Annotated in this window: 28 protein-coding genes; 18 read left to right on the top strand and 10 right to left on the bottom strand. The window is 58.4% G+C overall.

What is annotated here, in order from left to right; genetic code table 11:
* Positions 1-74: 74 nt before the first annotated feature.
* From pcaD to QOV41_RS19020, 12 genes are all read left to right on the top strand, one after another.
* Positions 75-869, top strand: coding sequence for a 3-oxoadipate enol-lactonase (gene pcaD, locus QOV41_RS19075; protein ID WP_284578540.1), 795 nt, complete (start codon positions 75-77; stop codon positions 867-869).
* Positions 862-1,251, top strand: a complete 390-nt coding sequence (pcaC, locus tag QOV41_RS19070) for a 4-carboxymuconolactone decarboxylase (RefSeq protein WP_284578537.1) — start codon at positions 862-864, stop codon at positions 1,249-1,251. The genes pcaD and pcaC overlap by 8 nt, the downstream gene beginning before the upstream one ends.
* A complete protein-coding gene (gene pcaH, locus QOV41_RS19065) occupies positions 1,248-1,994 on the top strand; it encodes a protocatechuate 3,4-dioxygenase subunit beta (RefSeq protein ID WP_284578536.1) in 747 nt (248 codons plus the stop codon). Before pcaC ends, pcaH begins: the two co-directional genes overlap by 4 nt.
* Positions 1,994-2,614, top strand: coding sequence for a protocatechuate 3,4-dioxygenase subunit alpha (pcaG, locus tag QOV41_RS19060; protein ID WP_284578535.1), 621 nt, complete (start codon positions 1,994-1,996; stop codon positions 2,612-2,614). Before pcaH ends, pcaG begins: the two co-directional genes overlap by 1 nt.
* Positions 2,611-3,663, top strand: a complete 1,053-nt coding sequence (locus QOV41_RS19055; RefSeq protein WP_284578534.1) for a 3-carboxy-cis,cis-muconate cycloisomerase — start codon at positions 2,611-2,613, stop codon at positions 3,661-3,663. The genes pcaG and QOV41_RS19055 overlap by 4 nt, the downstream gene beginning before the upstream one ends.
* Positions 3,660-4,379 (top strand): 3-oxoacid CoA-transferase subunit A, encoded by a 720-nt coding sequence (locus QOV41_RS19050; RefSeq protein WP_284578532.1) that lies wholly within the window; start codon positions 3,660-3,662, stop codon positions 4,377-4,379. Before QOV41_RS19055 ends, QOV41_RS19050 begins: the two co-directional genes overlap by 4 nt.
* On the top strand, positions 4,379-5,050 hold the full coding sequence (locus QOV41_RS19045) for a 3-oxoacid CoA-transferase subunit B (RefSeq protein WP_284578531.1): 672 nt from the start codon (positions 4,379-4,381) through the stop codon (positions 5,048-5,050). Before QOV41_RS19050 ends, QOV41_RS19045 begins: the two co-directional genes overlap by 1 nt.
* A gap of 1 nt (position 5,051) precedes the next feature.
* Positions 5,052-6,260 carry a 3-oxoadipyl-CoA thiolase gene (gene pcaF / locus QOV41_RS19040; protein WP_284578529.1) on the top strand — a complete coding sequence of 403 codons (1,209 nt, stop codon included), beginning with the start codon at positions 5,052-5,054 and terminating at the stop codon, positions 6,258-6,260.
* 147 nt (positions 6,261-6,407) lie between these two features.
* The gene (locus QOV41_RS19035) at positions 6,408-6,941 is read left to right on the top strand and encodes a TRAP transporter small permease (RefSeq protein ID WP_284578527.1); all 534 of its coding nucleotides are present in this window, start codon (positions 6,408-6,410) and stop codon (positions 6,939-6,941) included.
* The gene (locus QOV41_RS19030; RefSeq protein WP_284578526.1) at positions 6,938-8,260 is read left to right on the top strand and encodes a TRAP transporter large permease; all 1,323 of its coding nucleotides are present in this window, start codon (positions 6,938-6,940) and stop codon (positions 8,258-8,260) included. The genes QOV41_RS19035 and QOV41_RS19030 overlap by 4 nt, the downstream gene beginning before the upstream one ends.
* 48 nt (positions 8,261-8,308) lie before the next feature.
* Complete coding sequence (locus QOV41_RS19025; protein WP_284578525.1) at positions 8,309-9,331, top strand: TRAP transporter substrate-binding protein; 1,023 nt, start codon at positions 8,309-8,311, stop codon at positions 9,329-9,331.
* Between the two features lie 91 nt (positions 9,332-9,422).
* Positions 9,423-9,848, top strand: a complete 426-nt coding sequence (locus QOV41_RS19020; RefSeq protein ID WP_284578522.1) for a MarR family winged helix-turn-helix transcriptional regulator — start codon at positions 9,423-9,425, stop codon at positions 9,846-9,848.
* 23 nt (positions 9,849-9,871) lie between these two features.
* Here the strand turns inward: QOV41_RS19020 and QOV41_RS19015 are convergent, their stop codons facing one another.
* From QOV41_RS19015 to QOV41_RS18985, 8 genes are all read right to left on the bottom strand, one after another.
* Positions 9,872-10,666: a crotonase/enoyl-CoA hydratase family protein gene (locus QOV41_RS19015; protein WP_284578521.1), complete on the bottom strand. Its 795-nt coding sequence runs from the start codon at positions 10,664-10,666 to the stop codon at positions 9,872-9,874.
* A gap of 61 nt (positions 10,667-10,727) precedes the next feature.
* Positions 10,728-11,486 carry an SDR family oxidoreductase gene (locus QOV41_RS19010; RefSeq protein WP_284578520.1) on the bottom strand — a complete coding sequence of 253 codons (759 nt, stop codon included), beginning with the start codon at positions 11,484-11,486 and terminating at the stop codon, positions 10,728-10,730.
* Between the two features lie 55 nt (positions 11,487-11,541).
* The gene (locus QOV41_RS19005; protein ID WP_284578518.1) at positions 11,542-13,371 is read right to left on the bottom strand and encodes a feruloyl-CoA synthase; all 1,830 of its coding nucleotides are present in this window, start codon (positions 13,369-13,371) and stop codon (positions 11,542-11,544) included.
* A 127-nt stretch (positions 13,372-13,498) separates the two neighbouring features.
* Positions 13,499-14,374, bottom strand: coding sequence for an amidohydrolase family protein (locus QOV41_RS19000; RefSeq protein ID WP_284578517.1), 876 nt, complete (start codon positions 14,372-14,374; stop codon positions 13,499-13,501).
* A 195-nt stretch (positions 14,375-14,569) separates the two neighbouring features.
* On the bottom strand, positions 14,570-15,181 hold the full coding sequence (locus QOV41_RS19835) for a shikimate kinase (RefSeq protein ID WP_350150207.1): 612 nt from the start codon (positions 15,179-15,181) through the stop codon (positions 14,570-14,572).
* Positions 15,182-17,074 (bottom strand): bifunctional sugar phosphate isomerase/epimerase/4-hydroxyphenylpyruvate dioxygenase family protein, encoded by a 1,893-nt coding sequence (locus QOV41_RS18995; RefSeq protein WP_284578516.1) that lies wholly within the window; start codon positions 17,072-17,074, stop codon positions 15,182-15,184.
* Positions 17,071-17,397, bottom strand: a complete 327-nt coding sequence (locus QOV41_RS18990) for a Dabb family protein (protein WP_284578515.1) — start codon at positions 17,395-17,397, stop codon at positions 17,071-17,073. Before QOV41_RS18990 ends, QOV41_RS18995 begins: the two co-directional genes overlap by 4 nt.
* A 330-nt stretch (positions 17,398-17,727) precedes the next feature.
* Complete coding sequence (locus tag QOV41_RS18985; RefSeq protein ID WP_284578514.1) at positions 17,728-18,390, bottom strand: TetR/AcrR family transcriptional regulator; 663 nt, start codon at positions 18,388-18,390, stop codon at positions 17,728-17,730.
* A 143-nt stretch (positions 18,391-18,533) separates the two neighbouring features.
* On the opposite strand from QOV41_RS18985, the gene QOV41_RS18980 reads away from it, so the two are divergent.
* Complete coding sequence (locus tag QOV41_RS18980; RefSeq protein ID WP_284578513.1) at positions 18,534-19,445, top strand: shikimate dehydrogenase; 912 nt, start codon at positions 18,534-18,536, stop codon at positions 19,443-19,445.
* A 3-nt stretch (positions 19,446-19,448) separates the two neighbouring features.
* Here QOV41_RS18980 and QOV41_RS18975 read toward each other — a convergent pair whose 3' ends face one another.
* The gene (locus tag QOV41_RS18975) at positions 19,449-20,132 is read right to left on the bottom strand and encodes a GntR family transcriptional regulator (RefSeq protein WP_284581379.1); all 684 of its coding nucleotides are present in this window, start codon (positions 20,130-20,132) and stop codon (positions 19,449-19,451) included.
* Positions 20,133-20,406: 274 nt separating this feature from the next.
* Here QOV41_RS18975 and dctP point away from each other — a divergent pair, with 274 nt between their 5' ends.
* From dctP to QOV41_RS18950, 5 genes are all read left to right on the top strand, one after another.
* On the top strand, positions 20,407-21,387 hold the full coding sequence (gene dctP / locus QOV41_RS18970; RefSeq protein ID WP_284578512.1) for a TRAP transporter substrate-binding protein DctP: 981 nt from the start codon (positions 20,407-20,409) through the stop codon (positions 21,385-21,387).
* A gap of 87 nt (positions 21,388-21,474) precedes the next feature.
* Positions 21,475-21,993, top strand: a complete 519-nt coding sequence (locus QOV41_RS18965; protein ID WP_284578511.1) for a TRAP transporter small permease — start codon at positions 21,475-21,477, stop codon at positions 21,991-21,993.
* Positions 21,990-23,291, top strand: coding sequence for a TRAP transporter large permease (locus QOV41_RS18960; RefSeq protein WP_284578509.1), 1,302 nt, complete (start codon positions 21,990-21,992; stop codon positions 23,289-23,291). The genes QOV41_RS18965 and QOV41_RS18960 overlap by 4 nt, the downstream gene beginning before the upstream one ends.
* Positions 23,292-23,300: 9 nt before the next feature.
* A complete protein-coding gene (locus tag QOV41_RS18955) occupies positions 23,301-23,750 on the top strand; it encodes a type II 3-dehydroquinate dehydratase (protein WP_284578508.1) in 450 nt (149 codons plus the stop codon).
* Between the two features lie 257 nt (positions 23,751-24,007).
* Positions 24,008-24,319 (top strand): chorismate mutase, encoded by a 312-nt coding sequence (locus QOV41_RS18950; protein ID WP_415926730.1) that lies wholly within the window; start codon positions 24,008-24,010, stop codon positions 24,317-24,319.
* Between the two features lie 82 nt (positions 24,320-24,401).
* Here the strand turns inward: QOV41_RS18950 and QOV41_RS18945 are convergent, their stop codons facing one another.
* Positions 24,402-24,677, bottom strand: coding sequence for a helix-turn-helix domain-containing protein (locus QOV41_RS18945; RefSeq protein WP_284578506.1), 276 nt, complete (start codon positions 24,675-24,677; stop codon positions 24,402-24,404).
* Positions 24,678-24,825: the final 148 nt, after the last annotated feature.

The raw sequence follows: 24,825 nt of genomic DNA, 5'->3' as shown, positions 1-24,825 counted from the left end.
ATGCATTGATTGCAACTAATCATTTTACCTGAGACTGCCAAGTGCATTAGGTCAGCTCAGCAAGAGGAATGAACATGGCCTTCAAGCGCATCGGGAGCGTTCTGCTGCATTATCGGGTGCAAGGCCCAGCTGGTGCGCCCACTATCGCACTGGTCAACTCATTGGGCACGGATGCCCGGATCTGGGATGCGGTTATCGAGAGCCTTGTTCCGCGATATCGCGTCATTTCCTATGACAAGAGAGGCCACGGACTGAGCGATGCTCCGTCGGGAGAGTATTGTCTGGACGAACATGTCGACGACCTTGCGGGCCTGCTTGGTCATCTCGGGGTACACACGCTCGCTCTAGCCGGTGTCTCGGTCGGCGGTCTCATTTCACAAGCCTATGCATTGCGGCATCCAGAACGCCTCCGGGGATTGGTACTTTGCGACACCGCCGCCAAGATCGGCGACGTGGCCGCATGGGAGCAGCGAATAGCGGCCGTTCGGTCGGGAGGCATGGAGGGCTTGGTAGACGCCGTTATGGAGCGCTGGTTCGCCGAGGCCTACCGCCGGGAAAAACCGGACCAACTCGCCGGCTGGCGCAACATGTTCATGCGTATCCCGGCGCATGGCTATGCCAACACCTGTGCAACACTGCGGGATGCTGACCTGCGGGAGAAAGTCCATGCTATCCGAACTCCCACGCTGGTAGTCGCTGGCGATCAGGATCTTGCCACACCGGTGGAGCTGGTCCGCGACACGGCGGAACGGATCCCCGATGCGCGCTTCGTGGAGATCGCCAATGCGGGGCATATCCCGTCCATAGAACAACCAGAGACTCTAATCGAATTGATGCAGTCGTTTTTGAGCGAGATTGGGCATGACTAATTCTACTTTGTTCGAACGCGGCATGGTCACGCGCCGCTCCGTTCTAGGCGATGCCCACGTGGACAACGCAAGTGCGCGAAAGACTGCGTTCGACGAGGACTTCCAGACCTTCATTACCGAAGGCGCCTGGGGCTCGGTGTGGTCTCGGCCGGGACTGACGAAGCGGGAGCGCTCAATACTGACCGTCGCGCTTCTGGCGGCTCTTGGTCATGACGAGGAGCTAGCCATGCATGTCAGAGCGACGGCGAACACCGGCGCCTCCGCAGAAGATCTGAAGGAGGCTCTGATGCATGTCGCCGTGTATGCGGGAGTGCCCGCGGCGAACAACGCCTTCAAGATCGCCAAGGAAGAATTACGCAAACGCGAGGAGCTATCTAAGTGACTGGGATCATTCTTCCGGGTTCCGACGGAGCCCTATATCCGCGCGATCGAGCCTGGCATCCGCCTGCGAACACGCCTGGATACAAGAGCACAACCTTCAGAACGCCCAAGCACGCCCTGTTGTCGATTGGCGCCACCGCCTCGGAACTGACCGGCCCCACCTTCGGGCATTCCAGCCTCGGGCCGCTCGACAATGATCTTATCCGGAACTACAGCCAGGACGGAACAGAGGCGATTGGCCAGCGGCTGATCGTCTACGGGCAAGTGCTGGACGAGAATGCACGTGCAGTGCCCAATACATTGGTCGAGTTCTGGCAAGCCAATGCGGGTGGCCGCTACCGTCACAAAAAAGAAGCTTACCTAGCTCCTCTTGATCCGAACTTTGGTGGCTGTGGTCGGGCAATTACCGACGAGAATGGCTTCTATCACTTCCGTACGGTCAAGCCTGGGGCATATCCTTGGCCGAATAACGGCAATGACTGGCGCCCGGCTCACATCCATTTCTCCATCTTCGGGCATGCCTTTGCTCAAAGGCTGATCACCCAGATGTATTTCGAAGGCGATCCGATGATCTGGCAGTGCCCGATTGTAGCGAGTGTGCCCGACAAGGCAGGAATTGATCAGCTGACCGCAAAGCTCGACCGGCACAACACCACTCCTATGGATGCTTTGGCCTACCGCTTCGACATCGTCTTGCGGGGGCGCCGGTCCACGATGTTCGAGAACAAGCTGGAGGGTAACTGATGCTGCATCTTACTCCGACCCTGAAGGAAACGCCTTCGCAGACCGCCGGGCCCTACGTCCATATCGGTATGACGCCCAACTTCGTAGAGATCACCGGTGTGTTCGATAAGGACACCGGCTCCACCATGCTGACCCCCGATACGGAGGGTGAGCGCATCGAAATTGTTGGGCGGGTCATCGACGGTTCGGGTGCGCCTGTCGCAGATGCGGTGGTCGAGATCTGGCAGGCGAGCGCCGATGGCAGCTTTCTTGCGCCCACCGGACCCAGCAGCAATTCTACCCCTGCCTTCACCGGATGGGGGCGTCAGCCAGTAAATGGGGAAGGCATCTTCACGTTCGAGACCATCAAACCGGGTGCCGTCCCGGGTCCTGATGGTAAGCCGATGGCGCCCCATGTGCTGCTGTGGATTGTGGCCCGTGGCATCAACATCGGCCTGCAAACTCGATTGTACTTCGGAGACGAGCAGGAAGCGAACGCATCCGATTACGTGCTGAACCGAATTCCGGACCCGCGCCGCCGCGAGACCCTGATCGCCCGCAAGGAGGAAGGGGCTGTTCCGCGGTACCTGCTGGATATTCACCTGCAGGGTGATCGCGAAACGGTGTTCTTCGACGTATGACACTCCTCGCCGCCCTGACCGGAGATGCTGATGTCGAGGCGCTGCTCTCCGATTCAGCGCAACTGCAGGCAATGCTGCGCTTCGAGGAGGCGCTAGCCGCCTCTGAAGCAGCTGCGGGCATGATCTCGGAACCAGCCGCGTCCGCAGTCCGAGTTGCTATCGAAGGTTTCGTGCCGGACTGGCAGGAGCTGAAAAGCGGAATGGCACGGGACGGCGTCGTTGTCCCAGCCTTGATCAAGCAGTTGCGGCAACGGGTTGAGCCGGAACACGCCAACGCCTTGCACATGGGTGCGACGAGCCAGGATGTCATCGATACGGCCCTGATGCTGCAGCTATCCGAGGTTCTCGCTGTGCTGGATGCCCGTCTGGTGAACCTGCTGGACAAGCTGGGGCGAATGGCGAGTGCAGACGCAGACCTGCCCCTGATGGCGCACACCCGGATGCAAGCAGCCCTTCCTACCACAGTAGGGGAGAAACTGCGGACGTGGCGAAAGCCACTCGTTCGGCACCTGGATGCCGTGTCGGTGTGCCGCCGCCAACTGGCGGTTCAGCTGGGTGGGCCGGTAGGCGATCGTTTAAGCTTCGACGGAAAAGGCGATGAGATCGCTCGGGACCTGGCAGGCCGCCTGGGGTTGGCTGCTGCGGCACCCTGGCAATCCATGCGCGATCCGGTTGTTTCATTCGGGTCTCTGCTGGCGCTGATCAGCGGATCTATGGGAAAGCTCGGGGCGGACGTGACCATGCTCGCCCAGACAGAGATTGGCTCAGTCCGGCTTGAGGGAGCTGGTGGCTCGTCTTCCATGCCTCACAAGGCCAACCCGGTCAGTGCTGAAGTGCTGGTGAGCCTGGCTCGTTTCAATGCGGGCCTCATGGGGACATTGCACCAAGCCATGGTGCACGAGAACGAACGCTCCGGCGCAGCCTGGACATTGGAATGGATGGTGCTGCCGCAGATGTGCATCGCGACAGGTGCAAGCTTGCGGCTGGGAAACACGCTGCTGGAGCAGTTGCGCTTCACCGAGCGGCTTGAGCGGAAGGAAAAGGAATGAGCAAGGCGATCACGGACCGCCATTTGGCGGTGGCCGGGATAAGGGACGGCATGAGTGTCATGATCGGCGGGTTCGGAGGCTCTGGCGCACCGATTGAACTCATCCACGCCCTGGTCGATCGGTTCCGGCGGACAGGCAGCCCAAAGAATCTGACCGTCATCAACAACAACGCTGGCAATGGCCGCATTGGGCTCGCAGCGATGATCGACGCCGGCATGGTGGCGAAAATGGTGTGTTCCTTTCCTCGGTCGGCTGACCCGCGTGCTTTCACCGAGAAATATCAGGCAGGCGAGATCAAGCTTGAGCTGGTGCCCCAAGGTACACTTGCCGAGCGCATTCGAGCAGGTGGAGCGGGTATTCCAGCTTTCTACACCCCTACAAGCTACGGCACGGATCTCGCTGCCGGGAAGCCTACAGCCGAATTCGACGGGCGCATGTACGTCCAGGAGCGGTGGCTCAAGGCAGACGTAGCTTTGATCAAGGCGGAGCTGGGCGACGAGATGGGCAACCTCACCTACCGCAAAGCCGGTCGCAACTTCTCGCCGCTGATGGCCGCCGCGGCGGACTACACCGTGGCGCAGGTCTCTCGCGTGGTTGAAGCGGGCGAGATCGACCCTGAGCATGTGGTCACTCCCGGCATTTTCGTCGACTGCGTGATCGAGATTGCCGATGCTCAACAGGAAGAGGTTCTGATGCGCGCAGGAGTGGCTCACTGATGAACCAAAAGCTCACAAACGCCCAGATCGCCTGGCGTGCCGCTCAGGACATTGAAGACGGGGCATACGTCAACCTGGGAATCGGCTTCCCCGAAATGGTGGCGAAATTCCAGCCTGAGGGTCGGCAGGCCATCTTTCACACCGAAAATGGCATCCTCAACTTCGGTGAAGCTCCGCCATCGGGTGAGGAGGACTGGGACTTGATCAACGCTGGGAAGAAGGCGGTGACCCTGAAGCCAGGCGCGGCGTTTTTCCATCACGCCGATAGCTTTGCCATGGTTAGAGGCGGGCATCTCGATGTTGCGATCCTCGGCGCCTACGAGGTCGCTGAAACCGGAGATCTCGCCAACTGGAGCACGGGCCCCAAGGGGGTGCCGGCCGTCGGCGGTGCCATGGATCTGGTTCATGGAGCGAAGCGAGTCGCTGTTATTACCGATCACGTGACGAAGGATGGCCGGCCCAAGCTGGTAAAGCAGTGCAGTCTACCGCTTACTGGCGTCGGGTGCGTGACCCGGGTCTACACCAGCCTAGCCGTCATCGACGTGGAAGGCGGGCGTTTCGTGCTGCGAGAGAAGCTCGCCGATTTGAGCCTAGAAGACCTGCAGGCGGTCACGGGCGCAGAACTGATGATCCCCGCCGAAATCGGCGAACTCGCTGCGCCGGAGCTTTGAAATGACGGAAGTCTTTATCTGCGACTACATCCGTACCCCGATTGGCCGTTTCGCGGGAGCTCTATCGTCCGTTCGGCCGGATGATCTTGGAGCGATACCGCTGCTCGCACTGGTGGCCCGAAATGCAGGGCTTGATTGGGAAGCCGTCGACGATGTGATCTTCGGCAATGCCAATCAGGCAGGCGAGGATAATCGCAACGTGGCTCGCATGAGTCTGTTGCTGGCGGGGCTACCCTCATCGGTCCCCGGCACGACCATCAATCGCCTCTGCGGTTCGGGCATGGATGCAGTGATCACGGCCGCTCGGGCCATCAAGGCAGGGGAGGCCGCGCTAATGATCGCTGGTGGCACCGAGTCGATGTCGCGTGCACCGTTTGTGATGCCGAAAGCCGAAGCAGCCTTTTCCCGAAACGCGGAAATATACGACACCACAATCGGGTGGCGTTTCGTGAACGAGCGAATGAAGAAGCTCTACGGCGTCGACTCCATGCCAGAGACCGGTGAAAACGTCGCCGCTGACTATCAGGTTTCCCGTGCGGACCAGGACAGTTTCGCTCTTCGCAGTCAGCAAAGGGCTGTTGCGGCCCAGGAGAGCGGCCGGCTGGGGCAGGAAATCACGCCTGTTACAATCCCAAAGCGCAAGGGCGATCCGGTCGTAGTCAGCAAGGATGAGCATCCACGCAGCGACACCACTCTGGAAGTGCTTGCCAAGCTGCCGACCCCGTTCAGGTCTGAAGGTGGCACAGTTACTGCCGGTAATGCCTCGGGCGTCAATGATGGTGCTGCGGCCCTGATCATTGCTAGTGAGGCGGCCGCTCGTAAGTACGGGTTGACACCATTAGCGCGGGTCCTGGGAGGTGCTAGTGCAGGCGTCCCACCTCGCGTAATGGGCATGGGGCCAGCTCCGGCCACTAAGAAGTTGTGCGCCCGCCTAGGATTGCAGCCGACCGACTTCGACCATGTCGAGCTCAACGAGGCGTTTGCGAGCCAAGGCATAGCGGTGCTACGGGAGCTCGGCATCCTTGAGGATGCGCCTCACGTGAATCCGAACGGCGGCGCCATTGCGCTGGGACATCCACTTGGGATGAGCGGTGCCCGCATCAGCGGGAGCGCAGCTCTTGAGCTCAGCCTCACCGACAAGAAGCGTGCGCTCGCAACCATGTGCGTCGGGGTGGGACAGGGGATCGCGGTAGCACTTGAGCGGGTTTGAGTCAAAGCGTTCAGAACACGTCCTCGACAATGCGGCACCGGGTAACATTCTGCGCGCGAGGCCAGTAGAAGCAGACTTGTCGTTAGTTATAAAATATAACAGTATTGGCAGGTCGGTGGAGGAGAGGCCGATTGGAGGAGGCGAGGCTTGACGAACTGGCTTGAGCGCGGAGTTACAGCCTTGGCGGCAGCCACAGCAATCACCGGTGGCGTCGTCATGATTGCTTCCATCCTGTTGGTGGTTATCAGCGTCGCCGGTAGAGCCCTTCTCTGGGCGGGACTCGGACCCATTCCTGGGGACTACGAACTGGTTTCCGCGGCAATGGGCCTTTCAGTGTTCGCCTTCTTGCCCTGGGCCCATCTCACCCGAGGACATGCCATAGTCACGCTCCTGACAGACAATTTTGGGCGCCGTTTCAACGCTTGGTTGCTGGTCATTACTGACCTCCTCATGTTCATCGCCGCGTTGTTCATCGCTTGGCGGCTCTACTACGGCATGATGGACAAATTCGCCTTTCGGGAAACTACGCTCCTTTTGCGCATGCCCCTCGGGTGGGCATATGCTGCAGCGCTCGTAGGGGCCGCAGTGTTTGTTGTGGTCAGCCTGTTCGTGGTCGGTCGGTCCATCAGGAATGCCGCCACAGGACAGACCGAGCCAGTGCGGGCGGGAGCTGATCTATGAGCAATCTGCTCCTGGGGTTACTCTCGTTTCCATTTATATTGCTGCTGATTTTCTTCAGAGTCCCCATCGGACTGGCGATGTTAGGCGTGGGCATACTAGGATCATACCTAATCACCGGCACCTTCAACCCGGTGCTGGCTCAATTCAAGCATCTGACCTACGGCACCTTTGCGAACTACTCGTTGTCGGTTGTGCCACTGTTCATTCTGATGGGACAGTTCGCTACGCTGAGCGGCATGTCAGCGGCCCTGTTCAACGCCGCTGCGGCATGGCTTGGCCACCGTAAAGGTGGCGTCGCGATGGCGGCGATCGGAGCCAGCGCTGGCTTCGGTGCGATCTGCGGGTCTTCGCTGGCCACTGCTGCAACTATGGGACAGGTCGCGCTGCCCGAACTCAAGCGCTACGGCTATTCCGGGGCGCTTTCGACAGGCGCTGTTGCAGCAGGAGGCACGCTGGGCATCCTCATTCCACCGTCCGTTATCCTGGTGATCTATGCGGTACTGACCGAGCAGAACATAGCCAAGCTGTTCATGGCAGCTTTCATCCCGGGCATTCTGGCAGCAATCGGATACCTGGCGGTGATCGCGATCTATGTGCGTGTCCGGCCGGGCTCGGGGGGTACTCGCCATCGTCTGCCCTATGGTGAACGCTTCAGGGCACTTGGCAAAGTGTGGCCGGTCTTGGTGGTTTTCATCGTGGTAATCGGCGGCATCTACACCGGTGTGTTCACGCCGACAGAAGCGGCCGCTATCGGAGCAGCAGGAACGGGATTGATTGCTCTGGTCTCCCGCAGCTTGAGCCGGAAGGGCCTCACGGAAGCACTGCTATCGACGGCCTCGTCAACAGCAATGATCTTCTTGATTGTTCTAGGTGCGGCAGCACTCAATGGGTTCCTGGCGTTATCCCAACTGCCGCAAGTATCGGCCGAATGGGTTGGGGAGCAGGGGTTCAATCCGTGGGTTGTGCTGACGATCATCCTTCTCTTTTATCTCGTCCTCGGCTGCGTAATGGACTCGTTGTCGATGATCCTGCTCACGGTACCCATTGTCTTCCCCATGATGAGCGGTCTGGACTTCGGGCTCGCCCCGGACGATTTTGCAATCTGGTTTGGCATCTTGGTGCTCATCGTAGTCGAGGTTGGCTTGATCACGCCGCCCGTAGGCATGAACCTCTTCATCATCAACTCCATGGCGCGTGACACGCGCCTGGGGGACACATTCCGCGGTGCAGCCCCATTCGTGGCCAGCGATATGATCCGCACCGGGATACTTGTGGCCTTCCCGCCCATAACCTTGGGGTTGGTCTGGCTGCTATACTAACCGTCAAGGGCGTTCGCTTCTTTGGCATAACGTGGGAGGAGTATAGTTATGAAGATTAGTGCAGTTTTCCTGGGAGCAATGGCTGCCATGTCGCTGTCGTACGCGGCCGTGGCACAGGAGGTCACCCTTCGAGTTCACCAGTTCCTGCCGGCGCAGGCGCCCATTCCTTCGCAGGCGATTGCGTCCTGGGCCGAGGCAGTGGAGACGCAGTCGGACGGTCGCATCGAGGTTGAGATGTACCCGGCAATGCAGCTTGGCGGCACCCCAGACAGCCTGTTCTCGCAAGCTGAAGACGGAGTAGTGGACGTCGTTTGGACCGTTCTTGGTTACACCCCCGGACGCTTCCCGAAATCGGAGGTGTTCGAGCTGCCGTTTCTGATGACGAACGGCGAAGAGACCTCAGCGGCTTTCTACAACTATGTGATGGAAAACTCAGCCGACGAGTTCGAGACCGTCCACGTACTGGCGCTTCACACGCACGGCCCTGGACTGTTTCACAGCAAGGAGCCGATCAATACGCTTGAAGACGTTAGAGGCATGAAGATCCGCGGCGGGTCACGCATCATCTCCAACATGCTGTCACAACTCGGCGCCGAACCCATTGGCATGCCGGTGCCGCAGACCACAGAGGCTCTATCTCGCGGGGTAATCGACGCCACCACGTCCCCCTGGGAAGTGACTCCTTCGCTCCGCATTGCGGAACTGGTCGGTCACCACACCGGATTTGCAGGTGATAACGGCCTTTACACTCAGACTTTCGGTTTCGTCATGAACCGCGACTCTTATCAGTCTCTTCCTGAAGACCTTCGCGCCGTGATCGACGCGAATTCCGGCCTCGAGACCTCGAAGATGTTCGGGCGCGTCATGGACGAGGCAGATCTGACAGGTCTTCAGATTGCTGAGGACGCGGGCAACGAAATCGTCACCTTGAGTGAGGAAGAGACTGCCCGTTGGAAGGAAGCAGCTCAACCGACAATCGACCAGTGGCTGTCCGATATGGAAGCGCTGGGAGAAGACGGCGAGGGCCTTCTTGCCGCTGCGCGGGCCGCTGTAGACGCCGAGCGTCAGTAGCAACACCACTTCGGCCCACCGCTGTTGCGGTGGGCTGTCCATCCACGTAAACGACTGCATCTGTAGCTATGAGTGGATGGAACACCAGCGAGTGGATTTGAAGACCGAGACCACAACCGGCATCATCGGCTATCGTCTTCGACGTGCCCAGATCAGCGTCTTCCAGAGATTTCAGTCGGCGTTCGCCGATGTAGCCCTCAAGCCCGCAGAATACTCTACCTTGGAGCTTATTGCGGAGAACCCAGGGCGAAAGCAGATCGAGATCGGAGAAGTGCTGGGCATCAAACGAGCCAACTTCGTGGTGATCGTGCACCAACTACAAGATCGTGGCTTGGTGGAGAGGCGCGCGGATGCCGGGGACAAACGCGCCAATGCTCTGTACTTGTCCCGAGCGGGTGAGGCTCTCCTGGAGAAGGCCCGAGCCATCCAGTCCGCTTTTGAACAGGACTGCGTCCATCGTCTGGGCGGCGGCCGTGAGAAGCAGACGCTCTTCGAACTCCTTGATCGGCTAACCTGACCTTCAGCGCCGTGCCTTGAAGGTCAGGAGCGACCAAAAACTGGCTTCCGCTTCTCCAAAAAGGCACGCAGACCTTCCTCGGCATCTGGGCCGGTCTGGCTTAGCGCCGCTGTCAAGCTCTCTGCATAGAGGCCGGCCTCCGGCGGCATAGCAGCAATCTTTCCAATTGCCTGAATGATAAACTGATTGATGGCAGGGGAATTCTCGGCGATGCGGTGGGCTAGCTCGAATGCCTTTTCCAAGGCTCGGCCCTCGGGAACCACGTAGTGAGCAAGCCCTATTCGCTCCCCTTCTGCGCCCGAGTAGATTCGGCCGGTGAGCATCATCTCGATCAGGCGATCGGACCCGATGAGGCGCGATATTCGCACCGAGCCGCCGCCCCCTACGAAGATGCCCCGGAGCCCCTCCGGCATCCGAAATTGCACGCCTTCCTCCGCCAAGCGGACGTGGCAGGCGGCCGCAAGCTCGAGGCCGCCTCCCATGACAGCCCCTGTCATAGCTGCGATTACCGGCACGGGTGAGTTCTGAAGCAGCTCCATGACCCGGTGCCAGTTGCGGGAGTGCGCCATAACCGCAAGAGGTTCACGGTGCACCTGTTCGCTCAGATCCAATCCGGATGAAAAATGGCCGCCAGCGCCAGAGAGAACGATCGCCCGGACAGCGGCTGGGGGCGATGAGAAGAACTCATCGATTGCAGTGATTGTGGCGTCGTTCAAGGCGTTACGCTTCTCAGGCCTATCGAACCTCAGGTGCGCCACGTTCCCAATCTGCGAGACTGTAACCAGCCCGCGGTGAGTAGCTTCAGACGTTTCGCTCATAATACCTCGACTGGGATGATGTCAGACCGGAGCCGTTCCGAACCGCTCAGGTTTAAGTGAGTTATTTCGCCTGCATGCGGAGACCGCCGTCCAGCCGCACCACTTCCCCGTTCATGTAGTCGTTTTCGGCTAATGCCAGCACCAGGTGTGCGAATTCCTCGGGCCTGCCGAGCCGCGATGGATTGGGGATAGATGCCGCTAACGCAGTCTGCACGTCGTCAGGCAGCTCCTGCAGCAATGGAGTGAGGAAGAGGCCTGGGGCAACGGCAAGAACACGAATGCCGAACTGCGCGAACTCGCGAGCGGCCGGCAGTGTCAACGCTACGATGCCACCTTTAGAGGCGGCATAAGCAGCTTGGCCGACCTGCCCCTCATAAGCAGCCACCGAGGCGGTCGAGATGATCACCCCACGTTGCCCATTACTATCGGGCTCCCGCGCCTGCATGGCATGAGCAGCAAGGCGAAGCATGTTGAAACTGCCGATGAGATTGATGCGAACAACTCGCTCGAAGTCCTCAAGAGGCATCGGTCCTTCTCTACCGACAATACGTTTTGCCGTGCCCACACCGGCACAGTTCACGAGCACAGAAGGGTTGCCCAAGACTGACACAGCCTCACCGACCGCAGCTTCAGCTTCCTTCGCGTCGGCCACGTCACATTGAATGTACACGCCGCCAATAGCGTCCGCCACGGCTTGCCCACCCGAGTTCCGGTCGAAGACCGCAACTCTGGCCCCTGCCGCCGCCAAGTGCTTAGCCATGGCAGCACCAAGCCCCGAGGCGGCGCCAGTTACGAAAGCAGTCGTTCCGGAAAGTTTCATGGAGGAGAATCCTTGGATGAGGCTTGCAGCTCAGGCGCCTTTGAGATCGGCAACATCACCTCTGCTCGGTACGCGGCAGATGCAGCACAGGCTCCTGGGCATCCTCGGCGTGGAGTTGCTCCACGAGATACTTCCTCGCCGCAAGCACAGTTCGCTGGTTGATTGAACCTTTGTCGGTCACCTCACCTGCATCAATACTGGGTGGAGCACTCATCACGAGAGCCCGAGCGACGTGATTGGAGCTTCCCGTAGCTTTCTGCGCCAGTTGAGCCAAACTTTCCTGGAATCTGCGAGTGATCTCCGGATGAGCGATCACGTCACCAGCGCCGGTGCCGGCAGGTAGGGCCGCGCAACGGATGCAAGCCTCCACGTCCGGGAATATCAGAGCGCCGATGTAATTGCGGTCCGCTCCCGTGAGCACAACATCGCGGATCAGGGGGGCGCAGGCATCGATCACGGCTTTTCGCACGGCAGCGAAATTGACCCAAGTCCCGGTAGAAAGCTTAAAGTCCTCGCTGACGCGCCCGTCGAAGGCGAAGCCTTTTGAAATGTCTAGCGGGTCGAGGGGGCGTATGGCGTCGCCGATGCAATAAAAACCTTCTTCGTCAAATGCCGCTTTCGACTTTTCCTCGTCTCGCCAGTAACCCGGAGTGACGTTCGGCCCCTTTAGCCGGACCTCTAGCTTGTCGCCGTTAGGAACAAGCTTGATGGTCATGCCGGCCGCGGGCAAACCGATGTGACCTGCTTGAGGCGCCGCCCACGTGGTAGTGAACGCAAACGGGGCCGTCTCGGTAGAGCCGTATCCAGTGATGATCGTAACTCGCTCGCCCAATTCGGCTTGAGCCGCTTCGTTCAAGCCGTCGAAAACGTGCTGGGATAGGCTAGCCCCAGCATACTGCATGAGTTTCATTCTTGAGAAGAAGCTTCGACGAACCTCGTGATCGTCGGCGAAGGCAGCCACCAGGAACTCGTATCCCTTCGGCACGGAGAAGTAGACCGTGGGTTGTACCTCGCGCAAGTTGCGCAGCGTCTTTGCGATGCCCTTCGGCGTGGGCTGACCATCGTCGATGTAGAAGGTGCCTCCATTGAAGAAGGCGATACCGGTGTTGTGACTTCCGCCAGCCACGTGATTCCAAGGCATCCAGTCCAGTAGTACCGGTGGCTCGTCCTGTAGAAATGCCAAAGCTGACCGGATCATCTCCTGATTGCACGACATCATACGATTGGTCGTAACGACTCCCTTGGGCATTCCCGTAGAGCCAGAGGTGAAGAGTACCTTGGCGATGGTGTCAGGCGTGACCTTCGCCCTCGCGTCGTCTACCGCCGTATTTACACTAGTGGTCAACAGCTCATCGAAAGTGAGGCTCACGCGGCTCAACGGCGGATTGCTGCGCACCAGGAGCGGGATCTCTGCGGGAACCACGGCGGCTATCGCTGGACCGAACGCAGCGCCGTCCGACGCGTAGACCATACCGGGCGTGAGCTTCTCTATGATGTGCCTGAGTTTGCCGAAGTCGCTCGACAGCAACGAATAAGCAGGGGAGACCGGCGCGTATGGCACGCCGACCGAGATGGCTGCCAAGCCCAGCAGCAGGTGTTCCGCCTCGTTGCCGGAAAGTATTGCCAGCGGCCGTTCGCTAGAGAGGTTTGCATTGAGGAGTGCCTGGCCGAGCGGCCTAAGCAGCTCGGTTACCTGGCGGTAAGTGAGTTTGCGCCACTCACCATCAGAACCGCGGTCTGCCACCATGGTAACGTCAGGCGTCTTCTCTGCCCAGACTTCGATTGCGTCGATGATTGACCGGGGATAGGGGCCGAGTGCCTCGTCGGAGGCCACAATCATCGATCCGTCCTCGCGTTCCTGCACCCGCACGGCCAACCGGCCCATCCGGACCTGCCGTAGGGGCACACTTACAGCATTCATGATAGCTCCTCCCTTGTGTTATGAATCATAACAATATTAGGGCTATTGCGCAATTGGCGTGATTGGCCCCGGCTTCTACTAGACGACCGATTCAGCCGGTGACGCCGAGAAGCTGCATGGCGTTTTGCTTGAGAATGAGGGGACGAACTTCTTCCTTGAACTCCGCGTCTTCAAAGGCGGTCAACCACCGTTCCGGTGCGATCATTGGCCAGTCGGATCCAAACAGCATCTTATGCTTTAGCACGGTGTTGGCGTACCGAATGAGGATCGGCGGGAAGTACTTCGGCGACCAACCGGAGAGGTCGATGTAGACATTTGGCTTGTGAGTGGCCACTGCAAGCGCTTCCTCCTGCCAAGGAAAAGAGGGATGCGCGAGTATGATGTTCATGTCGGGGAAGTCAGCTGCGACATCGTCGATGAACATAGGGTTGGAGTATTTGAGCTTCATGCCATTTCCGCCCGGCATGCCGGCGCCTACACCGGTTTGGCCGGTATGAAACAGCGCCGGCTTGCCGGACTCTGCTATGGCTTCATACAGCGGGTAAGCAAGCCGATCGTTCGGATAGAAGCCCTGCATGGTAGGATGTAGCTTGAAGCCTTGCACACCATGATGCTCCACCAGATTCCGGGCCTCGCGCGCCCCTAGCTTCCCCTTGTGAGGGTCGATCGAGGCGAAGGGGATCAAGATGTCTGAGTTCTGGGCGCAGAGCTCAGCTACCTCTTCGTTCTTGTACCTCCGAAAGCCTGTCTCCCGCTCCGCATCGACCGGAAATATCACTGCTGCGATGTTCATGGACCGATAGTGCGCAGCAGTCTCTGGGATCGTGGGAGGGTGGGCCCAAGGTGCGCGGAAGTATTTGGCCATGGTCGTTTGAAGTTCGTCATAACCATCGTCGGCATGAAGCCCGCACGGCTCCTCTGCGTGGGTATGTATGTCGATAGCTCGTATGCTCTTGAAATCGACCACTGGCTTTCCTCCTGTTGGCGGCAATAGCTACCTATAATGGTAATGACACATAACAAATTGGGGAATGAAAGCAAACCGCGCGTCGCTGGGCTTGCCGAACCACCTGGTGTGCTCAGTAGGTCGCCGAAGTGGCAGGCCCGCGGCAAGGCGGTCTGAATACCAAGAAACTAATGCCGACGGGATAGAGCTCTCTTGTTAACTGCCCAACCACGAGTTCAACTCAAGTGTGACCTTGTTCAGGGCCGCACGTGGGGACTGATCCCCGAGGGCTACGGGCAGGTCTGCTAGTCGATAGATGGGCAGCCGTTCATTAAGGAGATCAGCGAGTGAACTGGCGGCGCTCTCCCCCGCAAGCAATGGTCTATGGCTTCGGTGTGCTGTGCGTCTCACTAGCACTTCGAGTGGAGTGTCTAACCACACAGTGACTGCCTTGTGTCTCGCCTGCTGGCGGACCTCCTCCGAAAGCCAGGTTCCTCCGCCCAGGGAAATCACGGACTGCCCGCCACCAATCAGGCGGGAGAAGATCCGTTCCTCCAGACGTCTAAACTCGGCTTGGCCGTAGCTCCCGAAGATCTCCGAGATGGTGAGTCCGGCTGCGGCCTCTGCTTCGTGATCGAGATCTAGGAAGGGCAAGCCCAACTCGGATGCCAACATGCGGCCCATGAGGGACTTGCCACATCCCATCATCCCAATGAAAAGGACGAAACGCCCGTCGAGTTGCTGCTTTATCGAGTGGGCGCAGCTAGCATCTAAGACTCGGCGCCCGCTTCGTCTCGCCCACTGCTTGTTGGGACCCCGTTGTGGCACTTAAATGCTGGGCATCGAAGGCCTGCGGATCGAGCGTTTCTGTGCGGCAATTCTGAAGGGTGCGTTTGCCGCACCGAAGCCGCGATATCCTCCCCTGCGTTCCACGACCTCAATGAAGAAGCCTTCGCCAAAATTGGTGCTGTAGAACTGCAGATACTCGCCATGATCATCCTTGTCGTACAGGATGTTCAGAGACTTCAGGGTTGCGAGGAACTCCGGGTCAAGGTCGAACCGGGCTTCGAGGTCGTCGTAGTAGTTCGGTGTAATCTCCAGGACTGAGAACCCGGCAGACTGCATCTGCTCCGCAGAGTTAACGACGTCGCTGGAGGAGAACGCCACGTGCTGCACGCTTGACCCAAAGGTTTCTGCGATGAAGTGACCGGCCAAGGTACGCCTGTTCTCAGCCCCGTTGAGGGTGAGGCGCAACGAGCCCGAGGCATTCTCGATGACCTGGCTGCGGACCAGGCCCGAGGGATCTGGTACATCCACCATTGGACTTTTCTCGGTCGCGAAGATGGAGCGGTAGAAGAGGAGCCAAGTCAGCATCTCCTCGTAGTTCATCGTTTGCGCAAGATGATCCACGCCGGTCAGACCGGCGTCCTCAGCCGTCTCTTGCTCACCTACCGCTTCGAACTCGAGATCCCATACGTCCTTAAGTTCACTCTTGTCGTCGATGAAGTAGAGGACGCCGCCACCCACACCACGGATGGCTGGTATCTTTAGCTCACCAGGTCCGACCGCCTGCTCGAACATCTTCGCGCCCAGCACACTTGCACGCTCAAGCGTGGCGCGGGCGTCCGAAACTCTCAAACCGATCGCGTACGCGGACGTGCCGTGGGTGATGAAGCAGGAGTGGGCTAGGCCCTCTCTTTCGGTGTTGATGACGAGGTGAATGCCGCCTTGCGTATAGAGGGTCACATCCTTCGAGCGATGCTTCCCTGCTCTTCTGAAGCCCATCGTCCTCAGGAGCTTTGCGAGTTTCTCCCCATCCTCCTCGTCCGCCGTGAATTCCACGAATTCGATGTTGTTCACTTCGATCCGTGGCGGCATAGCTGGAACGGAGATGGCCAGTTGTGGCTCGACCCGTGCCACTTCGTCCATCAGATAGAGCAGTGAACGGTGCCCGTCGTTGGCAATTGCCCTTGGCGAGCCGGCGCGGAACTGATCGTTGAAAATCTCGAGCGATAGTGGGCCGTCGTAACCCGTCGCTGCCACCGCCCTCATGAACGGGACGACGGGGAGATCACCCTCGCCTGGCATGTTGCGGAAGTGCCGACTCCAGTACAGCAGATCCATGTCGATGAGCGGGGCATCAGCGAGCTGAACTAGGAAAATCTTGTCTCCCGGGATGGCCCGGATGCTTTCCGGGTCGATCTTGCGCGACAATGTATGGAAGCTGTCAAGAATTAGGCCGATGTTCGGGTGATCGGCCCGTCGAACTATCTCCCAAGCATCACGATGGTCGGAGATGTGCCTGCCCCATGCCAGGGCCTCGTATCCTACCCGGATGTTCCTTTTAGCTGCTCGTTCCCCCAACTCGTGGAAATCGGCTGCCGCTCTGTCCACGCCACCGCGCGCCAGCGGGGAGACGTTTGAGCAAACCAAGACGAGATCGGTTCCCAGTTCTCCCATAAGATCGAACTTCCGTTCGGCACGATCGAACGCCTTCTGCCGCTGTGGTTCCGGCAGGGCCTCGAAGTCTCGGAAGGGCTGAAAGACGGTGATCTCAAGCCCATGGTCCGCAACCATGGCTCCGACTTCTTGCGGCGTGCCCCCAAAGGTCAGGAAATCGTTCTCGAAGATCTCCACTCCATCGAAGCCAGCGGCCGCGATGGCCTGCAACTTCTCGGGTAACTCACCGCTTATCGATACGGTCGCGATTGATGTTTTCATTGCGAGAATGCACCCGTACCTAGGCCTTCAGCCCGAAAATCCAAAGCGAAGCGAACGGCTCCGAGTTCATCGAGATGCTGAACTAAAGCTTGGTGCCTCTCGCACGAAAGATAGCGTTGCAGCGTCTCATCGTCTGGTATGAGGGCATAAAGGCCATGAGTGTGGCCTTGCGCTAAAGACCGGGGATTGAAGTTCGGACCGCTCGTGCACCGCACGATCGTTGGCAACTCTACCAATACCTCAGCGCAGAAGCCCGCTAGCGCACGGGTAAGCTCATCAGCGCGCTCGGGATGTACACCCGCAACGAGAATGTGTTCGATCATGGCGAGTTCCTCGATGTGCGGGAGTAGATGGTGGTGCTGACGGCACGGTACTGCTGATCTATTCGCACTACACGGGCGCAAATGTCGCTCCTCGACCCATCCAGGCAGATGTTCTCACCTAAGACGAGCCGGGCCGCCTCGTATGGTCCGGGCGCCTCAACGGTTTGCCCCATGTCGTAGTCCCCACCCGCGCTCTGTGATATGGGCTGCACACAATAGAGGTTTGCCGCTTTCAAGCACTCTCTCCCCTTATCACTACCTGTCGCCCTGCTGGACTAACCGTTTAGTTAATATCGTGGCTATGCTACTCCCGTCAATCCGGCGAGCTCGTCAGGGATGTAGCATGACGTAGCGTGCCACCATCTCCACCGTGTTCTGCCGTAGGGCCTTCTGGACACTCTGAGCACCCATGTCCCTACCAAAAAGATGAGAGAAAGTTGCTCGGTTGGACACGTTGAAGAAGCATAGGGCGCTGATCTGCCAATGAATATCCAGTGGGTCTAGGCCGGGGCGGAAGACACCTTCGCCAACGCCTTTCTCATAAAGAGCTTGGATGTGGCTGATGGCGGTAACGTTGAGCCTGCTTATGGCTTCGGACTTTTTTAGATACTGAGCGCCATGAATGTTTTCGATCATCACCATGCGAATGAACGCCTCGTGCTGATGGTGGTGGTCAAAGGTGAATTCGGTTATCCTTTGCAGAGCCTCGGTAGGTGCAAGGCCGTCAATGTCCAGATGGGCCTCACCCTCTCGCACTTGGCTGTAGGCGTGCTCCAGTGCGCTCAGGTAAAGTCCTTCTTTGTCCCTAAAATAGTAGTAAATCATGCGCTTGCTGAAGCGCGTCTTGGCGGCAATCTCGTCAATGCGAGCACCTGCTAATCCGTTTTCCGCAAACTCCTGGGATGCTACCTCGATGATGTTCTGCCGGGTGCCTTCGGGGTCTTGGGTACGCGCAGATGGACGAGGTGCCTTGACGGGGTTTTCCGTTCTCATGGGTAACCGAACCTTCGCTTCGTCGGACGCTGTTGACTAAACTAACCAGTTCGTACATGTGTAGGCTCTGGGAGTTTCTTGTAGCGTCGCCGGACTCTCGGAAACAAGGGCTGCCAATCAATTCAAGTGGGAAAGTTGTACGCGTGTCAGCTCAAGAGCCATCGTCCTATCTCAGTGGTTTGAGAGCGCAGCACCTGCACCCAACAGCTGAGAACGTGACCATAGGCTTGGTCGGCAGGGGTATTGCGGGCTCTCTCTCCCCGCTGATGCACGAGCAGGAGGGTGCTCGCTTAGGACTGGCCTACAAGTACCACCTCATCGACTTCGATCAGCTTGGGTACTCCGACTCCGTTCTGGGCGATGTGGTGCAGGCCGCCCATGCGTCTGGTTTCAGCGGGCTGAACGTGACGTACCCTTTCAAACAAGCGGTGCTCTCTTTTCTCGACGAACTTTCTCCCGAAGCTAGTTCCATCGGCGCAGTGAACACTGTCGTGTTTGGCTCAGGTCTGAAGAAAGGGTTCAATACCGATGTCTGGGGCTTCGCCGAAAGCTTCAGAAGAAGCCTCGGCGACGTCCGGAAAGATCGGGTACTACAGATCGGCGCCGGTGGTGCGGGTGCGGCGGTGGCGCACGCCTTGGTGGCTCTTGGTGCGAGGAATCTGGATATTGTCGACAAGGATCTGGCTCGGGCAGAAAGCCTTCTTTCGCGCCTTGGGCTAGATCAAGTCTCCGGCCGAGCCCTTCATGAGAACCCGGCGGACCTCAGCGGGTATTCGGGAGTGGTAAATGCAACTCCTGTTGGAATGACCAAGTTTCCGGGCGTTCCTGTCGAGCCCGACGGGATCGCTCCTGACCAGTGGGTGGCGGACGTTGTGTATTTTCCGCGAGAGACTGCCCTCGTACAAAAGGCTCGCTCTCGCGGCTCTGCAGTTCTCTCCGGCGGTGGAATGGCCATCTTCCAGGCGGTTAGGGCATTAGAGCTGTTTACCGGTAGGGCGGCTGACGTGAAAGCGATGACCAAGACTTTTGAAGAGGCCGTTGCCAGTTCGGGATGACGACTAGGTCAGGGTACCCGTCGCCAATATGTGCTTGATGCCCTTGCTCACGTGTCCCTCCAGCATCCTCTGAGCGCCTTCTACGTCGCGCGCGAGCGCAAGCTGGAACAGTGCCTCGTGGTCCTTCGCAACTCCTGCCCCCCTGAAGCTCTTGGCTATCATGTGATAGCGCAGGAAGCGGTCGAACACCGATGAATGCAGCGTCAACATCGAACGTGAGTTGCAGGCCGAGATGAGCGCCTGATGGAAGGCGAAGTCGCAGGCGATCCAAGCCGGAGTATGCTCTGTCTCGCCGTTTAGAAGCCGCTGCTCGATCGAGGAGAGCTTGTGAAAGGCCGCAACTACCGCAGCCTCCCAATCCAGGTCTCCCTGCTTGAGCGACAGTGCTAGCGCGTGATTTTCCAGCAGCAGGCGCAGGTCGCCCACTTCCTTTAGGTCGTTGGCGGTAGCAGCACTCACCTCAAACCCCCGTTGCCCCTCAGCCACTACGAAAGACTCGCTGACCAGCTGGCTGAGAATTTCGCGGAGAGTACTGACACTCACTCCGTACCGTTCTCGCAGGTTCTCTAAGCGCAGCCTCTGGCCGGGTAGCAGCTCCCCGTTGATGATATCTCTCCGCAACCGCCGGTAAGCTGTGGCTCCAATGGTTTCCCCGGGCTGCTCGCCCCTGCTCACCGACACGACCATTCCGTTGCTTGAAGACACTTGCTGCTCCTTTTCCCCCAGACGAATACCACCCTGCCTTTGGGGTGTGAAGCGCCTGACAAGGAGAAAACCATCTGATGATCCGCGTATTGACTGATGATTTTGGTGCTGTATCTTGCTCGTCGATGCAGCATGGCGTTGACATGAACGAACCATTTCGTACAAAGTGCTGCGGACGGACGCTTCCCTGAGTGAAGCTCCGGGGAGTGCCGCTTAAGGCAGAAATGTTGGGCTATCGCCCAAGGGAGGATTGACTATGAACTTTTCACTAACCCGGCGGGCCCTCATTGCCGGTGGCCTGATGCTCGCAACTGTTCTGCCGAGCTTTGCCCAGGACGACTCGGTAATTCGGTTTTCCGCAGTGTTCTCGGAGCAGGACATTCGAGCTGAGATGATGGAGCTGTTCGCCAGCCAGATTGGCGACGAGTTTACCTTCGAGCCTTATTACGGTGGAAACCTGTTCAAGCAGGGAACCGAACTTGTCGCCCTGCAGCGCGGCAACCTCGAGATGGGGAACATCGCCCCTCAGGATATATCGAACCAGATCCCCGAGTGGTCCGTCTTGACCTCCGCATATCTGTTCCGCGATGCTGAGCACCTGCGCGCTTTCTTCGATAGCGAACTCGGCGCCGAGTTCAAGAAGATGGCCGAAGATCAGCTCGGCATCCATATCCTGGGGCCGACGTATTTCGGTACGCGGCAGGTCGGGTTGCGCATCGACAAGGAGATCAACACCCCTGAAGACATGGCTGGGGTGAAGCTGCGCATGCCGGGCGGAGACGCATGGCAATTCCTTGGGGAGGCCCTTGGCGCTAACCCCACTCCGATGGCATATGCTGAAGTTTACACAGGGCTGCAGACCGGAGCTATCGACGGCCAGGACAATCCACTGCCGAACGTCGAGAACATGAAGTTTTTCGAAGTGATGTCACAGATCGTCCTGACCTCGCACCTCGTCGGTTATGACCTTTTGGTGGTGGACAAAGGTACTTGGGATTCTTTGTCGCCAGAGCAGCAGGCTGAGTTCCAAGCTGCCGCTGACGCGGCAATTGACTTTAGCCAGCAGGCACACCTCAAGCAGGAAGAGGAGCTGGTTGCGCAGTTCGAAAATGCCGGTCTGAAGATCTATGAGCCGGACCTCGATGCCTTCCGCTCCTTCGCGCAGCAGAAGTACCTAGACTCTGAGCTGTCAGAGTCTTGGCCGGAAGGCGTGCTGGACCAGATCAACGCCCTCTAAGAGGCGCCTGGAGGATGGCGAGGTTTCAAGTAACCTCGCCATCTTTATGCTATCGGCCGGTAACTCGCCGAACGGAGTCTACTCTCGATGTATGGACGTCTAGCCCGGGCTGGAGCCTGGCTGCATGCTCGCGCAGAAAACGTGCTTGCGGGGATGCTCGCGGCGATGTTCGCGGTATTCATTCTTCAGATCGTTGCCCGCTATCTCATCAACATGTCTATCGGGTGGACGCATGAGATCAGCGTGGTCCTCTGGCTCTGGCTGGTACTCTTCGGGACCGCCTTCGTCGTCGCTGATCACGAGGAGATCCGATTCGATCTCTTTTACGGCACTGCAAGCAAGGGGGTGTTTCGCGTGATGGTGGTTGTGACCGCCATAGCAGTGATCGCCTTGTTCGGCATCTCGCTACCTGCCGTGCTCGACTACGTGACTTTCATGAAGGTGGAAGAGACCGCGTATCTGAATATCCGTTTCGACTACCTCTACGCCATCTATCCCATATTCGCTGTAGCAGTGATCATCAGGCAGTTCTGGCGGGGTTGCCGGGCCATCTGGGGCAGGGATGACCGGGAATCCGATCCTACCAAAGTGAGCTCAGGTGTTTGATGCTGTCCCTTCCCTTTAACCTAGCTCTGGTTGCAATCGTCGGTCTGGCTCTACTCGGCTTGCCAATGGGACTGGCGATGATATGCGGTTCCATCATGTACTTGCTCGCACGCGGGCAGGACATGGGCATCGCTGCTGAACAGCTTCTCAACGGCATGTACTCCAACTACATCATGTTGGCCGTGCCGCTATTCATCCTGGCTGCCGAGATCATGAACTCCGGTTCCCTCTCGGAACGTTTGCTCAAGTGGTGCGACGCGCTTGTCGGCCGGTTTAGAGGCGGGCTGGCACAGGTTAACGTGCTCCAGTCTATGGTCTTTGCCGGGATGTCCGGGTCGGCGGTTGCCGACGCTGCGGGCAGCGGCAAGATGATGCAGTTCATGATGACCAAGGACGGCAAATACACTCCGAGCTACGCTGCTGCACTCACGGCGGCCACTGCGGTAGTTGGTCCGATCATCCCTCCCTCTATTCCTATGGTGCTCTACGCGCTGATTTCGGACGCGTCGATCGGGTACCTCTTCCTTGCTGGCGTGGTTCCGGGTTTGCTCATGTGCTTGTCGATGATGGTGCTCATCACCATCACCGCACGGATCAAACAGTTCCCGATCGAGGCTCCAACGCCGCTCCGGCAGATTCCCCGAATGACGTGGGAGGCTCTTCCGGTCCTGATGATGCCGGCTGTCCTGATGTTCGGCATCTACGGAGGCATAACCACACCCACGGAGGCGGCTGCGATTGCCGCGTTTTACGCCCTGGTAGTTTCGGTGGTCATCTATCGCAGCGTAAGCGCGAAAGAGCTCTACAAATCTCTTGCCACCAGCTCCAAAACGACCGCTTCGATCGGCATGCTCATCGCGGGCGCCTTGGTCTTCAACTACGTCGTAACCATCGAGAACATACCTCGGAGCCTCAGCGCGATCTTGGTGTCATGGGATCTGAATCCGATCACCTTTTTGATCGCGATGAATATTCTGCTGCTGCTACTCGGTTGCCTTCTAGAGGGCACGACGATCCTGCTGGTTATCGTACCAATCCTGATTCCGACAGCCCAGGCACTCGGTATCGATATGGTGCATCTGGGAGTTGTCGTGGTCGTAAACATCATGCTCGGTCTGATTACTCCACCGTTCGGATTGCTGCTGTTCATCATGACCAGAATCTCTGGCTCGACCATGCGTGAGCTCGTTGTCGACGTACTCCCCTTCCTGTTTGCGCTTCTGGGCGCTTTGATGTTGTTCACCTTCGTGCCTGACACGGTCCTTTGGCTTCCAAGGCTGTTCGGTTACCAAGGCTAGGATATGAATATGAAACCGATCTATGTACTGAATGGTCCCAACCTGAACCGCTTGGGAAAACGCGAGCCCCACATCTATGGGCATACCACTCTCGCGGAGGTTGAAGCATTGTGCCGAGTGGCGTCGCCAGATCGCCCTCTAGAGTTTCGCCAGACAAACAGCGAAGAGCAGCTGATACTGTGGGTTCACGAAGCGATCGATGAGGCAGCAGCCATCATCATCAATCCGGCCGCCTTCACCTTTACCTCGCTCGCTCTGCTCGACGCCCTCAAAATGTTCAGCGGACCGATCATCGAATTCCACATCACCAATGTGCACCGTAGGGAGCAGATCTACCATCGGTCATATGTATCGATGGTGGCGACAGCGGTGATGGCGGGCCTCGGTGCTGAAGGCTATGGTGTGGCTGTTCGCGCAATTGAGAAGATGATCTCCAAGGCCGAAACTAATGCCGTTTAGGCTGCGTGCACTTGCACTCCCCAGCCTCCTCCGCAATAACTTAGGGTGGCAGAAACATGGGCGACGAAAACAAGAATCCTGATCGGAAGCCTGCCGACGAAGCCCCCCCGGGCAGCAAACAATCAGGGCAGGGCGTATGCCCAAACTGCTCGGGGAGAGGCAACATCGACGGGAAATCGTGCCCCGCTTGTAAGGGCACCGGCACGGTTAATGTGATCGTGGGAGATGCATAGAAGCTGGTGCCGCCTCGGAGCTAAATGATCATCGACCATCATGCTATTCCACAAGAGCTCGTGGCGTTGCGATCAAGCATCGACAACCTGGACGCCTCCCTCATTTTCATCTTATCCGAGAGATTCAAGCTGACGCAGAAGGTCGGTGAGTTGAAGGCTGCCAATCAGTTGCCGGCAGCAGACCCCGCGCGAGAGGATCTTCAGATTTCCCGCCTCCGCCAAATGGCTCTCGAGGCTCGCTTAGACCCGGTGTTCGCAGAGCGCTTCCTGCGTTTTGTTATTGACGAGGTCATTCGCCACCATAAAGCAGCTGCTACTGCTGATAAGACTACTTGAGGCCGACTGCGATCGCTCTCACTCAGGTGGTAAAGGCATCCAAGACTTTATGCTTAACCCGGCCACACTGGTCCGGGTAAGGTTAGCTGCTGTGCCCCGGCGCGTGTCTTAGAGCGACACCACACCCCCACTGGTCCTGAAAGAAAACTACGCCACGAGCCTCGAAGGCCTGCAGTATACTCGCAAGTGTACTGCTCTTGAGGAGGTGGTCACTCTGTTCCAGCCGCGCCAGGGTCGCTCTGCTCACTCCGCACGCGGAAGCTGCCTCTTCTCGGGACCAGCCTAGGAAGGCGCGCGCCGCCCTGATCTGGCCGGAGGTCACGTGAATAGGGATGTGAGATTCGAATCGCGATTCCATGCCACATCTTCCAGTATCAGCGGCCTTCATCCTAGTGGCCGCCTACGCCCTGCCGCGGAATGGTGCACTCACCGGATCTGAGCTTCCCTGCGACCACCTGACCTTTCGTTCACTCAGCAGCTAGATGGTAAGCGGTGTTCCCGCCCCA

Source organism: Devosia sp. RR2S18 (assembly GCF_030177755.1).
In the GTDB taxonomy this organism is placed as follows: Bacteria; Pseudomonadota; Alphaproteobacteria; order Rhizobiales; family Devosiaceae; genus Devosia; species Devosia rhizosphaerae.
This window is presented reverse-complemented; position numbering and strand designations above follow the sequence as displayed.